Consider the following 13624-nt stretch of genomic DNA (forward strand, 5'->3'; position numbering starts at 1 on the left):
CTACAAAATTCATCCTAATAATATAAAAACGTCGCGAAGAGGGAGAGTCGATAAAAGAACGGGTATTAAGGCCATTATTGAGGCCAGGACGTCGCCGGGCTCCGTTCGGAATAGGGGGCATATCCGACCCCCGATCGTGTACCCCCGTACCACCAGCAGCCGTGCGATCTCGTCGGACCGCCGGATCTCTGTGACGATAAGGTTGGCGGCGAGCGGAACAATCGAGCGCACACCGGGCCGGATCCCCTTCAGTGCCATGGCAACCCGCATGTGCTCGATGTCCTGCCGGATCACGGCGAGGCCGGTAAGCCCCATCTCGGCGATGAGCCCGATCTCGAACCCTACCCGGTCCCCGAGGGCCCAGACCGCCACGGCAAGCATTTCGCCTTCCTCTGTTCCGGCGTACACCCATGCGGCGAGGAGGAGGATCACCGTCATCCTGATGAAGTAAGAGAGCCCCGCGCCGCCCCCCCACGCTGAGAGGGCCGCCGTTACGGCGATCATTGCGATGAGGGGGAGAAACACCCCCGGCCGCGGGAGAACCTTCGTGCGCGGGGTAACAAGCAGCCACCAGACGAGAGCGGCGACAGCTCCTGCGGTACTCGCGAACGCAGCGAGCGAGAGGACCGCAGCGGCAAAAAGCCTCAGCCGCGGATCCTGCATAGCGCCTCCCGGGCGTCGGAGAGCCTGATGTTCTCCGGACGGGCCCCCTCCCGAAGGGCATACCGGAGATACGGCGGGGCGTGCCGCCAGGAAGGGATCGCGTCGGGCACGCTGCCGCGGGCCGTGAGAACACCGTCCTCCATCTCCCAGATCGCGTCCACCCGGGGGAGGACCGCGCGCTCGTGCGAAAAGATGATCGTGATCCCCGCGCCGCGCTCCTCGATCATCCAGCAGGCCTCCCCCTTTGCGACGCAGTCGAGAGAACTGAACGGCTCATCCAGTACCAGCAGGTCCGGGTTTTGCATGACGGCGCAGGCGAGCGTCAGCCGCCTGAGTTCACCACGGGAGAGGTGGAAGGGGTCGTCGTCCCCCCGCCCGAGAAGGTCCGCCCGGAGAAGCACGTCCTCCGGGGCAAGCCCCCAGGAACGGACCTCCCCGGCAACGGTCGGGCAGGTGATGTGGTGTTCGGGGAACTGCAGCAGGAGCAGGGCCGAGGAGACGCCGTGCCGCCGGACGGCGCCGCTTTCGGGCCTGAGCAGGCCGGCGAGCAGGAGGGCGAGCGTCGACTTCCCGCCCCCCACCGGCCCGCTGACCAGATGCACGCCCTCGCCGAACGTACCGCTGCCCCGGAGGGTGAACGGGCCACGTGCGAAGACGAGACCCTCGAGATCGACCCTCACCGGCAAACCCTCCACATGGTCGGGTAGAAGCACGTCTCCTCGAGCGCCGAGAAGACCTCATCCGGCGTGCCGCGGTGCCGGACCCGGCCGTTCTCCATGAAGAGGACGTAGTCCGCGGTAGCCGCGGTGTCCATCGACTGCGTGCACCAGAGGATATGGGCCGCCTTGCTCTCCTGCACAACGCGGGAGACGCGCTCCGCTGTTCCGGCATCAAGGTGCGAATCAGCCTCGTCCAGGACGAGCACCTCGGGGTCGTCGACGCAGGCGGCGGCCAGCGCGACGAGGGCTTTCTCCCCTCCGGAGAGGGCCGAGACCTTCTTGCCGAGGAGGCGCGGGATGCCGCCCACCTCCGCGACCGCCCGGACCGTCCTGTCTGTCTCCGGGCAGGGGCGGTGGCGGAATCGGAGAGACGACGCGATCTCGTCGTAGACCCGGGAGAAGAGGAGCGTCCGGTCGGGGAACTCCCCCACCCACCCGACCTTCACGGCGGACGGCGGACGGCCGAGGAGCCGGACCGATCCCGCTTCGGGCTCCTCGATGCCGGAGCAGACCGAGAGCAGCGTCGTCTTGCCGCCCCCGTTCGGCCCGATCACGGCGATATGACGTGTACTAAGAGTAAGATCAGGGATATCGAGAAGCCGGTGCCGGAGATCGGTGATACGGATCATGCCACCCGCTTTCCTATGGCGTATGCCGCCGCGGCCTTTACGGCGGCACCGACGACGAACGGTGCGACGCCGACAAGGATCGCCTGGTAGATCGAGAGCGACGCCGAGTAGACAAGCCATGCGACGCCGAAGGCGTAGATGAGGATGACCGCCGCGATCAGCCCTGTGATCCGCGATGCCGGTGACTCGTGTTCGTAGGCGAGCCCGGCGACGAGGGCGGCGGGGATGAAGCCGATCAGGAACCCGCCCGTGGGGCCGAGAAGCACCCCGAGGCCCGCCGTGCCGTTGTGATAGACCGGGAGGCCCGCCGCCCCGAGGAGGACGTAGAGGGCGACGGGGATCGCCCCGTACCGCTTCATGACGATTCCTGCAAGGAGGACGAAAAGGGTCTGGAGCGTGAGCGGCACCGGGGGGAGCGGGACGGAGATCCAGCTCCCGGCGGCGATCAGCGCGACGAACGTGCCGCTGTAGGCGAGAATCCGGGCCCGGTGCATCATGTCAACCATTTTATTTTGGATGGTTGACAAGAAAAATCCTGCCTCATACGAAGCCGTGAGATGGTACGGATGTTACTGATCCCGTTCGCGAACTTCTGCGGTTCGAAGCCTAAGGCTTCTCACGTTCCTGCCGCTCACGATGCTCGCGCCAGTCGCGGTTCGCACCTCCGGCATTCGTATTCCGTTCTTCCGGGGCATTACTGCAACTGCAGGAGAGCAGTGCGGGTTTCCCCGGCTCGCCCGTATACTGGACCGTGGGATTATCGCCACGCGGGGGAGGGACCGGGAGGGGTTGTCCCCCTCCCGGTTGCAAGATGACACCTTTTAACTCTCCCTGCGAACCCACCCCGCCCGCGCTTCGCGCTCCTCCCCCGCCCTGAGGGCGGGGGCAGTGCGTGGCGATAGGCGATGGAAAGCCGTCTCCCCCTCCCTGCCCCAGGTGTGGTTCATATAGTAGATACCTAGGAGGTAAGTGCTCCGATTAGTGTATACCAAATGTTCGGAGATCGTTTTGGGATGACCTCATAACCTCCAGGTAGTTCCGTTACCGATGGAGGAGTCTTCTCCGGGGCCCGATGACCCAAAAAAGTGTACGGGTGTTGACCGGCAGGTTAGAGCTGGAAACAGTCCCCGGCGATAACCCGCTCTACCTTCCCGTTGTCCTTGCGGATGATCAGGGCGCCGTGCGCATCGATATCGATGGCCTCTCCCGTAAAGGTCTTGTTGACGGTCTTGATGGCCACCCGGTGGTCGAGCGTCAGCGAGAGGCTCTTCCACTCGCGGATGATGGAATCGTACTCGGCGTCCTCGAGCTGCTGGTAGCGCAGTTCGAACTCCCGCAGGACCCGGGCAAGCAGCGCCACGCGGTCGACCGTGTGGCCGACCTCGGCCTGGAGCGTGGTCACCGTATCCCTCAGGTTCGACGAGAGCTCGTCGAGAGAGACGTTCGCGTCGATCCCGAGCCCCAGGAGGGCGTAATGCACGTCATCCGCCTCTGCGCTGAGTTCCAGGAGTAATCCTGCGACCTTTTTATCCCCGATGAAGATATCGTTAGGCCACTTGATGAGCGCACTGATGCCGTACTCCTTGCGGATAGCGCGGGCAATCGCGACCGATCCGGCCATGGTGATCATGAAGAGGTGGTCGAGCGGGATCTTCGGTTTCAAAAGAATGGTGGCCCAGATGCCGCCGGCAGGCGAGACCCAGGCGCGTCCGAGCCTTCCCACCCCACCGGTCTGCTCCTCGGCGATGATCACCATGCCGTGCAGTTTTTCAGGATCGGTCTCGTCGGCAAGTTTCTTCGCGACCCAGCTCGTGGAGGCGGTGCTGTCGAAGTGGCGGATCTGCCTTCCGATGACCCGGGTCCGGAGCTGCTTGCGAATCTCGTACGGGAGGAGCCGGTCGGTCTTCGTTTCGAGGCGGTAGCCCTCCGCCCGCGACGACGATATACTGTATCCCAGCCTCCGGAGTTCGCGTATCTGCTTCCAGACCGCTGATCGGGTGACGCCCAATTGCTCTGCAATCCACTCTCCCGATACCGGGCCGGGCGATTCTTCGAGAATCTTCAGTACGTTGATTGCCGTATCCTTCATGTTCATTACCTTTTCTCTGCAGGCGACTCAGTCGGGAGCGGACGCAAATCTTCGCCGCACACCTGTTTTCGGATCCCCGCGTTCTGCTCCATGAAACCTGCCAGATCAAAGATGCCGGTCACATCGACGATGCCGATTGCACCGATGGCCCTGCCTTCGTCGTCCCTTACCGGCGCCACAACTACCGGGATACCTTTGTAAGGGCCGCCTGGAGGCCGGACTCTCTTTGTGACATTCTCCTCGAGGACCTCCTCGAGGATGGGGCCCGTATAGGCCTCGTCGATGACCTTCCCCTCCTCAATCCGGATTCCGGGACAGTCGCGGGATCGCGCCGTGACAGGCAGACGGCCAAGCAGATCATGGATACAGAGCATAACGGGAGCGAGATCGCACGCTCTTGAAGAGACAGAGATGACGTATTGCTCCATGGTCGTATCCCTACTTTCCATCATGGTTTATCTAAAATAATGTTTCCCTATCACCGCATGAAAACTCCTTCAGGAACTCCCGTGAGGGGTACTCATGGATGCTTGAGATCAGGATCACACCGTCGCCGACCGCCTTCCCGATGAGAAGCGCCTCGCCTGCTGCCGAGGCGGCAAGCGTCTCGCCCCCATGGGCCGGGAACGAACCGTCGCACTCGACGGCGGTAAGGTCGTATTCGGAGAAAAGGGCGTTGAATTCACTCTCTCCGGTGAAGCGGACGGCACGCGGCCCGTATGCAAACGAGTAGGTCACCGGGAACGGGAGCCAGTCGTAGGCGTCCTCCCGGCAGCATCCCGCGCCGAAGACCAGCAGCCTGCCGCCGTTCTCAACGAATCGCCGGATACGCCCGCTTGCAGCCCGAAGAGCGGGGAGGAGGTTTGAATAATCCGGGTTCGCAAACCCTGTCGGCACGATGAGCGAGACGAATCTCCCCCGCCAGAAGGGGGAGGCGAGCATATGGGGAGTGACCGTCTCGCAGCAGGCGCCGCAGTCCTCGATGAGCCGCGAGAACATGAGGGGGCTGTCCCAGAGCAGCCCGGTCCTGCAGGTCACCCCTTGATCACCCCGAGCGGTTCAAGCCGGACAACGGTATTCGAGAGGCCCGCTTCGTGCACGACGCGCACCACCTCCCGGCTCGGCTTGTAAACTTCGGGCGCCTCCTCCGCGAGGGCCGAATCGCTGTGAGCACGCACCAGGATGCCTTCTCCTGCAAGATGCTCCCGGAGTTCCTTTCCGCGGACCTCTTTCTTCGCTTTCGACCGGCTGAGCACTCTCCCCGCGCCGTGGCAGGTGCTCCCGAAGGTCTTCTGCATCGCAGTCGCCGTGCCATGGAGGAGATAGGAGGATGTCCCCATGCTCCCGGGAATGATCACCGGCTGCCCGACCGCGGCGTACTCCCGGGGGATGCCCTCCGCTCCCGGGCCGAACGCCCGTGTCGCGCCTTTTCGATGGACGCAGACCTCCATCGAGGCGCCGTCGACGTCGTGGCGCTCGAACTTGGCGACGTTGTGCGCAACATCGTAGATGAGCCGCATCTCGTCGTAATCGATCCCGAACATCTGTGCAAATACGTTCCTGGTCTCGTGCATGATGGCCTGCCGGTTTGCCCAGGCATAGTTTGCAGCGCAGGCCATGCCACCGTAGTAGGCGCGGCCTTCCGGAGAATCAATGGGAGCGCAGGCAAGCTGCCGATCGGGGATGTGTATGCGGTATTTTGCGAGCGCACTTTCGAGCGTTCGCAGGTGGTCGGTGGCGACCTGGTGGCCGAGGCCCCGTGAGCCGCAGTGGACCATGAAACAGACCTGCCCTTCGGCGATTCCGAAGGCCTTCGCCGCTTCGGGATCGACGATCTCCTTTGCCACCTGGACCTCCAGAAAGTGGTTCCCCGCGCCGAGTGTCCCGATCTGCGGCACGCCCCGCTGGCGCGCTTTGGTGCTGACCGCTTCGGGGTCGGCGCCCGGCATCGCTCCCTCGCCCTCGCACCGGACGAGATCCGCTTCGGTGCCGAGCCCGCGTTCAACCGCCCACCGTGCACCGTCGACCATGACCCCGGCCAGTTCTTTGTTCGAGACCCGCAGGGTGCTCTTTGCACCCACACCGGTCGGCACGGCGTTAAAGAGCCGCTCGATGAGTTCCCGTTTCTTGCCGGCGAGATCGGCCTCGGTCAGGGGTGTCGTGATCAACCGGACGCCACAGTTGATGTCGAATCCGACCCCACCGGGAGATATGACCCCCTCGGTCATGTCGAACGCAGCGACACCGCCGATAGGAAACCCGTATCCCCAGTGGATATCAGGCATGGCGAGCGAGTTCTTCACAATTCCCGGCAGGGTTGCGACGTTCGCGAGCTGTCTGACCGCCCCCTCTTCAAGCGTCTCCGCCAGTGTCCGGGAGAGGAAGAAACGTCCCGGTACCCGCATATTGGGGACGTAGCCAATGGGAACCTCCCATTCGAGGTCCCCGATCCTATTGATTCCAGTAAGCATGACAACCTCTCAGATATCGAAGATGATCTCCACCACATAACCTTCTTCTTCTTTAACGATTTCGAGCCCGAAGTAGGATATACCCTTGACAATTGTCCCCGCAGAGTGCCGTGCAGGGTCGAAGGGCTCGCCTTTGAGAACGGCGGAAAGCCGGGTGCCCCGAAGATCGATGTCGAAGGTGCAGAAGACGGTGTTCTCGACCTCGGTGATGAAGAGCAGTTCCGAGAGGTAGTCGATGAGGAGAGATTCGAGGTTGTTCGCCTCAAGGGAGAGGTGCCGTTCGACACCCCGGTCCTCGCAGGGGCCGTACATCACGTGAAACATGGCCCGGCCTGCATCGGCAAAGATCTCGTGTATGGTCGCGCCCCGCACCCGCATGAGAACGTCGGCGGTATGCTCCAGTTCTTCGAAACTCATGGTCTAGAAGTCTTCGTAGAATATAGGAATCATTCGCCTGTGGATAGCCTCGATGTAACGGGCCTGATACTTCGAGATATAGATAGTATAATCGCCGACCGGGATCCTCAGGTCGGTCACTTTCGGAGGTTTGACCGATGTCGGCAGGAGAATCGGTCCGCTGCAGGATGTGCTCACTCTGAAGTCGCGTTTTCTCTGGAGAACGTACGATCGGACATCCTCCGTGACATATATGCTCCGTGATGGTCCTGACTCCCCAACGTCGCTCTGCATGGTAATCCTCCATATTTGTTCTGGGGTGTAAAAAGAGGTATGGTTTTTGAGTGCTATGTTGTCCCGAGAATCTTCGCTACCACGTCTACGTACTGGTCTTTCAACTCGTAGATGGTGTTCGTCCCCTCCGCGTTCCGCCTCACGTGCAGGATGCCTATCCGGGATGCGATGATGCCTACCATGGACGCGATAGAGTGATAACTGATCGAGAACTGTTTCTGCAGTTTCTCATAGATCTGAGGTATGGTGAGTGATTTTACTTTTACGAACAGGTTGAGCAACTCGTGCCGGATTCCGTCCCGGTCCCGTGAGAGATAACCTTTGAGTCGAGCTTCTATCTCTTTTTTGAGCTCATAGGGTGATCTCATATGTGCTTGTGATTCGGTATTTTATATATATCTTTTCTTTTCAATCATATAATCGGAGATTCTGCCAGTAGGACGACAATTGTCTGACGAAATGCAATCCGGCGAGGTGTAATGAGATTGTTTGCCATATAACCGGATCATAAACGGTTTGATACACTTTTACACTCAAACAGTCCGGGCTTTATACCCCCTTCCCCTGACCTCCTGCCCCATATGCGCGTCTGCTGCGCCGCCTCATTACACGGGGAACTGCTCTCCCGGGGATGCATGCACCTGAGCGGTATCCCGCGAGCGGGATGTCCCCGGGATGGGTATGCTTCCGGCTCCGGGCGACGCCATTTCACGCCATACAAGCATGAGCAACCCTTTAACCTTTCACAATCGTACACTCATACAGCATGGAATTTGTCAGATATGACGTCAACAAATACTCTCCGCGGCAGATGGTAGCGCTGCCCCTCGTTCTTCTCCTCCTGGCCGGGGTCCTGCTGGGCTACACCACGCTCACCACCGGCCTGCCCCTGAAACCGGGCATCGACTTCGCGGGAGGAACGGCGGTCACGGTGTTCACCTCTGATGGCAGAGAGGCAATAGAGGCAACCTTCTCCGGGTATCCTCTGTTATCGGTCGGCGAGGGGATCGGCGACGGGAGATACCTCCAGTTCGGCCCGATGGACGATGCCCGGTACCAGAGCCTCGTTGGGCTCATCAATGAGAAATACCCCGATGCAAAGATAGACCAGATCGGCGAGACGTTCGGAAAGACGCTCCAGGGCCAGGCCTTCCTCGCCCTGATCTTCTCGTTCATCGGGATGTCCGTCGTGGTGCTCATAGCGTTCCGGAACGTGGTCCCGGCGGGCGCGGTCGTCCTCTCCGCCTTCGCCGATATCGCCATCACCGCAGCGGTCATGCAGGTCATCGGCATCCCGCTCTCCCTCGGGACGACGGCGGCCCTGCTTATGCTGATCGGCTACTCCGTCGACAGCGACATCCTGCTGACCACGCGCCTCCTGAAGCGCAAGGGGAAACTCGACGAGAAACTCGCCGGGGCCTTCAGGACCGGGATCATCATGACGACCACGACGCTCGCGGCCATCGCCGCGATGTGGGTCGTCTCGACAGCGGGACAGATCCAGATCATCAGCGAGATCGCAGGCGTCCTCCTCATCGGGCTCTTCGTGGACCTGATGAACACCTGGATGCTGAATGCCGGGATCTTGAAGGGATACATCCTCCGGGGGAACAAGAGATGAACAGCGAAGCCATCAAGACCCTCGTCAAAGACTGGCGGGTTGCCCTGCTGCTCCTGCTGGTCGCCGGCTCCCTCGTCGGGATCTACCTTGCCCCCCCGAGCCCGGAGAGGGGGCTTGAAGGGAACCTCCAGTTCGGCCTCGATCTCCAGGGTGGGTCGTGGCTGCAGATGGAGTTCCAGTCCGTGGTCGTGGCCTACTCGACCGACGGGTCCGCCGGCGACCTCGTCGAGAACCTGCGCACAGGCCTCGAGGCGGAGGTCATCCAGATCGACGAGAACCATCTCGAGATCCGAAAGAACGTCCCACGTGCCGACCTCGAACCGATCTTCGCAACATCGGATGCCTCGATAGTCACCTACCAGACGGGCGTATCGCCGTTCACCGCAGACGAGGTGAAGCGGATCCTCAATGACAAAGTGAACGCCCTTGGGATGCAGGATGCACGGATCAACCTCCTCACCCCGACGGGAAGCGAGTTCCCGCAGTACGTGCGGATAGAACTTGCCGGCGTGGATATGGCGACGGCACAGGAGATCATCGGCACGCAGGGCCTGTTCGAGATACGGGTCCAGACCACCGGAAACGAGACCGAGCACGTCCTCTACGGCGACCAGATCACCAGCGTCGGCGTGCCGCAGAGGGATCCCGATGGACGGTGGGGCGTCGGGTTCTCGTTCACCGAGACGGGCGCAGAGGCCTTCCGGAATGCCGCCATCGAATCCGGAGCGGTCGACAACCCGGACGCCCACCACCTCGTGATGATCCTCGACAACGAGACCGTTTACAGCGCCCCCCTCGACAGAGACCTTGCAGCACAACTCCGGTCGGGCCCGGCCAGGTCGCTCTCCGCGAGCACCGGGACCGGTGATGCCGGGCTTGAGGACGCGATGGCGCTCCAGATCCACCTGCGGGCCGGTGCGCTGCCGGTGAAGGTGGATATCGTCGGGTCCGGTTCCGTCCCGGCGGCGCTCGGCGAGCAGTTCAAGATGACGGTCGCCCTCGCCGGGCTGCTCGCGCTGCTCACCGTAGCGGTCGTCGTCTACTACCGCTACCGCGAACCCGCGATTGTCCTCCCGATGATCGCGATCAACCTTGCCGAGATCGTCATCCTGCTCGGGATCGCCCGGTTCATCATCCAGCTCGATCTTGCCACCATCGCCGGCCTGATAGCGGTGGTGGGTACCGGCATCGACCAGCTCGTCATCATAACGGACGAAGTCCTCCACGAAGGGCGTGTCCCGTCACCGAACCTCTACATGAAGCGGTACGGGCGGGCGCTCGGCATCATCGCCATTGCTGCTGCGACGGTCTTCATCGCCATGCTCCCGCTGGCGCTGATGGATCTCTCCACCCTCAGAGGCTTTGCCATCATCACCATACTCGGTGTCCTGATCGGCATCCTGGTCACGAGGCCCGCATACGGGAAGATACTCATGACGATCCTCTCAAAATAACAATCCTACAACAACCTTTATTGCCCCGTTCACACACAATGTTTGAACGGGGTACAGTCCTATGGGAAAACCGGTTTTAATGGACTTTTTCGCCGAGTGGTGCGGTCCGTGCCACCAGCAGACACCAATCATCGATGAGCTTAAAGCAAAGATGGGCGACCGGGTCGATATTAGAAAGATCGATGTCGGCGTCGATTCTGAACAGACACGGCAGTATGCTGCGAAATACGATATCCAGTTTGTACCTACGCTCATTATCGAGAAAGACGGGAAGCTCGTCCGGAAACTGGTGGGCGTCCAGGACCTCGGCACTCTCGAGGGCATCCTGAAACCGCTTGTAGAGCAGTGAAGATCGGCATCGTCGGCGGTACCGGCGATATCGGGGGGGGTATGGCGCTCCGGCTCTCTCCGAAATACGATGTTATCGTGGGGTCCCGCGAGGAGACAAAGGCGATCACGACCTGCGAGACCTGCCGGGAGACCCTGCAGGTGCAGGGGATGGAGTGCAGCCTCATTGGCGTCTCCAACCAGTGCGCGGTCGATGAGGCGGATATCGTCGTCCTTGCGATACCGTTCAAGCACGTAGCCCCCATCCTGAAAACCCTGACCGGGTTCGAGGACAAGATCGTCGTCAGTCCCGTCAACCCGATCGAGCGGACGACGTACTTCTACTACGCCCCTCCGTCGGAGGGGTCGGCGGCGATGATGATCAAGGGGATGCTTCCTGAAAGTGCGACCGTCTGTGCCGCGTTCAACAACATCGCCGCGAACAGGTGGAAGATGCTCGAAGAAGAACTGGACTACTCGGTGGCCGTCTGCTGCGACGACGACGGGGCCAGGCAGACGGTGATGGAGATCGTCAACAACGTCTCACACCTCCGCGCCTATGATGCAGGGCCGCTCGCGGCCGCATCCGTTGTCGAGAGCGTCACGCCCCTTCTCCTCAACATCGCACGGTTCAACAGGATGCGGGACGTCGGCGTGAAGTTTGTGTAACCATTTTTTGGCAGGGCGGAGAGCCTGTAATCCGCTGGGGTTTGGTTTGCTGTCCCAGGAACTTGCGGCCGTGCCGTACGGATGTTTTAGCAGGCCCGGTACAGTGGACCGTGGGGACTGCGCACCTGCGGTGCTCGAGCGACGTTCCTGTCGAAACGTCGCTTATCGCCACGCACTGCCCCCGCCCCTTGGGCGGGGAACGACTGCTGGAACAGCAGGAGTTTGAGCACCGCAGGTGCGAATGAGGAGGCCGGAGGCCGGGCGGGGTGGGGGTCTAACAGAAAAGTGCGAGTATAGTTAGCCGGAGCCGCAAAGATACACTCTGGAGACAGGGGAGGGGGGATGCTTCCCCCTCCCCGTCAGCCCCACCCCCAATGGCGATAGTCACCGGGAAGCCGTGCACAGGATGTGGACTGGCGACCGGTCGAAGGTTCGGCGTTCCGGCAGGAATGACTGTCTGAAGCGCGATGGTCTGTAAGAACCAGAGCGTGAGCACCGGAGGTGCGAAGGACAGGAGTTCAAGAAACCCTTCGGGTTTCGAGGCGCGAACACAACGAGCGTGAGCACCGGAGTGCGAAGGTGCGCAGTCCCCGCGGTTCACTGTACCAGGACATGCCAGGAAAAAGCAATGTTTGGTGTGCCTGCGTTCTCACCCTACCAGCCTGCGACATTCTTGAACCTGGCTCCTGGATGCCAGCAACACTCCGGCGCGAGATTACTACCTGGCCGGGTGGCTTACGCTCTCTTTCCACATTGCACTCCACCATGCCCCAGGCGGCATGCACATATCCTGGAGTACGCCAAACCATTCTATACGAAAGTCAGGGTGCCGAGAATGCTGGATCGGGAGTTCGAACGGATCGGAAAGAGGCTCTTTATGGAAGGGCTCGTCGGAGCGAATTTCGGGAACATGAGCGTGCGGGGCGAGGGCGGCTTTAACATCACCCGGACCGGCGCGTACCTGGATGCAGGGGACACGCCGGCCTTTGTGCCGGATACGGGCGACGCCCCGCATGAGGCCTCAAGTGAGTACCGGGTTCACCGGGCGGTCTACCGGGAGACATCCCACTCTGCAATCGTCCACGCCCACCCGGTCCACGCCGTCGCCGCCTCGCTCGATACCGGCCTCGTCCTGCCCGTCGACAGCGAAGGGGGGGCGCTCTGCCCCGAGATCCCGGTCGTCACCGGGGACCCGGGAACCGATGAGATCGCAGAGAACGTCGCCGGGGCGCTCCGCGACGGCCACATCGTCATCGTCCGGGGGCACGGGACGTTTGCAGCCGGAAAAACGCTCGACGAGGCGTATATCTACACCTCGATCGCCGAGTACGCCTGCCGAATCCTCTTTCTATCGGGGAGGGTTCGGGGGGTTCTGTAACTGCTCGATCTGACGGGTGGTCTCGCGGTGAAACCCGAGCAGCATGTCGCTGATCACGCCGAACATGAAGATCTGAAAACCCATCGTGATCAGGAGGACCGTGAGGATGGTGAGCGGCAGGTGCTCGATGTTCTTGAGCCACTCAAGGACGACGTAGACGCCGATGACGCCCCCCAGAAGCGATATGAAGAGACCGATGATCCCGAAGTAAAAGATCGGGTTGTTCATCTTCGCGAGCCGGTATATGGTCGAGAAGATCCGCAGGCCGTCCTGGAACGGGTTTAGTTTGGTGACAGTGCCGGGCCTCGCCAGATACCGGACCGGGACGACCGTGACCCGTTGCCCGTTCCTGACCGCCTCGACCGCCATCTCCGTCTCGATCTCGAACCCCGCTTCCTTGAGGGACATCTGCCGGATCGAGTGAAGGGTGAAAGCACGGTAGCCGGAGAGGATATCGCTGAGGTCTTTTCCATGCGCTATCCGAAACATCACGTTGAGGAGCTGGTTGCCGAGGAGGTTCAACCGCGTGAACGCTCCCGCCCCGGGATTGGCGAGGCGGTCGCCGATGACGTGATCGAATCCCCGGCCGAGGGGTTCGAGCATCTTCTCCGCGTCGTCCGGCGAGTAGGTCCCGTCGCCGTCGAGCATGAGCACGTAGGGCTTATCGATGACCTCTACCGCCTCGATGATGGCGTTGCCTTTTCCCTTTCCTGCCTGTGTCCGGACAACCGCTCCCGCGGCCCGCGCGATATCGGGCGTGTTATCGGTGCTGTTTCCGTCCATGACAAGGACGTGCTCAAAGCCGCGCTGCCGGAACCCCTCGACCAGCTCGCCGATCGTCGGGGCCTCGTTTAGCGTGGGGATGAAGATACAGACCTCATCTCGCTCGACGTTCATTGGTGTACTATATCCGA

Annotated in this window: 17 protein-coding genes; 5 read left to right on the forward strand and 12 right to left on the reverse strand. The window is 61.5% G+C overall.

Annotated features, from left to right (window positions below; all coding sequences use genetic code 11):
• Window positions 1–9: 9 nt before the first annotated feature.
• The 11 genes from HL657_RS08510 to HL657_RS08560 form a co-directional block, all read right to left on the reverse strand.
• Window positions 10–663, reverse strand: a complete 654-nt coding sequence (locus HL657_RS08510) for an energy-coupling factor transporter transmembrane component T (protein WP_317296395.1) — start codon at window positions 661–663, stop codon at window positions 10–12.
• The gene (locus tag HL657_RS08515; protein WP_317296396.1) at window positions 645–1343 is read right to left on the reverse strand and encodes an energy-coupling factor ABC transporter ATP-binding protein; all 699 of its coding nucleotides are present in this window, start codon (window positions 1341–1343) and stop codon (window positions 645–647) included. The genes HL657_RS08510 and HL657_RS08515 overlap by 19 nt, the downstream gene beginning before the upstream one ends.
• On the reverse strand, window positions 1340–2011 hold the full coding sequence (locus HL657_RS08520) for an ATP-binding cassette domain-containing protein (protein ID WP_317296397.1): 672 nt from the start codon (window positions 2009–2011) through the stop codon (window positions 1340–1342). Before HL657_RS08520 ends, HL657_RS08515 begins: the two co-directional genes overlap by 4 nt.
• Window positions 2008–2517 carry a biotin transporter BioY gene (locus HL657_RS08525; protein WP_317296398.1) on the reverse strand — a complete coding sequence of 170 codons (510 nt, stop codon included), beginning with the start codon at window positions 2515–2517 and terminating at the stop codon, window positions 2008–2010. The genes HL657_RS08520 and HL657_RS08525 overlap by 4 nt, the downstream gene beginning before the upstream one ends.
• A gap of 602 nt (window positions 2518–3119) precedes the next feature.
• The gene (locus tag HL657_RS08530; RefSeq protein WP_317296399.1) at window positions 3120–4100 is read right to left on the reverse strand and encodes a biotin--[acetyl-CoA-carboxylase] ligase; all 981 of its coding nucleotides are present in this window, start codon (window positions 4098–4100) and stop codon (window positions 3120–3122) included.
• A 5-nt stretch (window positions 4101–4105) separates the two neighbouring features.
• Window positions 4106–4552 carry a DUF2111 domain-containing protein gene (locus HL657_RS08535; protein ID WP_317296400.1) on the reverse strand — a complete coding sequence of 149 codons (447 nt, stop codon included), beginning with the start codon at window positions 4550–4552 and terminating at the stop codon, window positions 4106–4108.
• Between the two features lie 7 nt (window positions 4553–4559).
• Window positions 4560–5138, reverse strand: coding sequence for a hypothetical protein (locus HL657_RS08540; RefSeq protein ID WP_317296401.1), 579 nt, complete (start codon window positions 5136–5138; stop codon window positions 4560–4562).
• Window positions 5135–6571 (reverse strand): RtcB family protein, encoded by a 1437-nt coding sequence (locus HL657_RS08545; protein ID WP_317296402.1) that lies wholly within the window; start codon window positions 6569–6571, stop codon window positions 5135–5137. Before HL657_RS08545 ends, HL657_RS08540 begins: the two co-directional genes overlap by 4 nt.
• A gap of 9 nt (window positions 6572–6580) precedes the next feature.
• A complete protein-coding gene (locus HL657_RS08550) occupies window positions 6581–6988 on the reverse strand; it encodes an archease (RefSeq protein ID WP_317296403.1) in 408 nt (135 codons plus the stop codon).
• A gap of 3 nt (window positions 6989–6991) precedes the next feature.
• Window positions 6992–7261 carry a hypothetical protein gene (locus HL657_RS08555; protein ID WP_317296404.1) on the reverse strand — a complete coding sequence of 90 codons (270 nt, stop codon included), beginning with the start codon at window positions 7259–7261 and terminating at the stop codon, window positions 6992–6994.
• 53 nt (window positions 7262–7314) lie between these two features.
• Window positions 7315–7629, reverse strand: coding sequence for a DUF2551 domain-containing protein (locus HL657_RS08560; RefSeq protein ID WP_292366398.1), 315 nt, complete (start codon window positions 7627–7629; stop codon window positions 7315–7317).
• 398 nt (window positions 7630–8027) lie between these two features.
• On the opposite strand from HL657_RS08560, the gene HL657_RS08565 reads away from it, so the two are divergent.
• From HL657_RS08565 to HL657_RS08585, 5 genes are all read left to right on the forward strand, one after another.
• Window positions 8028–8882 carry a protein translocase subunit SecF gene (locus tag HL657_RS08565; RefSeq protein ID WP_317296405.1) on the forward strand — a complete coding sequence of 285 codons (855 nt, stop codon included), beginning with the start codon at window positions 8028–8030 and terminating at the stop codon, window positions 8880–8882.
• On the forward strand, window positions 8879–10336 hold the full coding sequence (locus tag HL657_RS08570; protein ID WP_317296406.1) for a preprotein translocase subunit SecD: 1458 nt from the start codon (window positions 8879–8881) through the stop codon (window positions 10334–10336). Before HL657_RS08565 ends, HL657_RS08570 begins: the two co-directional genes overlap by 4 nt.
• A gap of 61 nt (window positions 10337–10397) precedes the next feature.
• Window positions 10398–10685, forward strand: a complete 288-nt coding sequence (locus tag HL657_RS08575) for a thioredoxin family protein (protein WP_317296407.1) — start codon at window positions 10398–10400, stop codon at window positions 10683–10685.
• Entirely contained in the window at window positions 10682–11332 is a 651-nt protein-coding gene (gene npdG / locus HL657_RS08580) for an NADPH-dependent F420 reductase (RefSeq protein ID WP_317296408.1), read from the forward strand. Before HL657_RS08575 ends, npdG begins: the two co-directional genes overlap by 4 nt.
• An 835-nt stretch (window positions 11333–12167) precedes the next feature.
• Complete coding sequence (locus tag HL657_RS08585) at window positions 12168–12710, forward strand: aldolase (protein WP_317296409.1); 543 nt, start codon at window positions 12168–12170, stop codon at window positions 12708–12710.
• Here HL657_RS08585 and aglJ read toward each other — a convergent pair.
• Window positions 12681–13607, reverse strand: coding sequence for an S-layer glycoprotein N-glycosyltransferase AglJ (gene aglJ, locus HL657_RS08590; RefSeq protein WP_317296410.1), 927 nt, complete (start codon window positions 13605–13607; stop codon window positions 12681–12683). The two genes, HL657_RS08585 and aglJ, sit on opposite strands and share 30 nt — an antisense overlap.
• Window positions 13608–13624 lie beyond the last annotated feature (17 nt).

Origin of the sequence: Methanoculleus nereidis (assembly GCF_032944295.1) — an archaeon.
Taxonomy (GTDB): domain Archaea; phylum Halobacteriota; class Methanomicrobia; order Methanomicrobiales; family Methanoculleaceae; genus Methanoculleus; species Methanoculleus nereidis.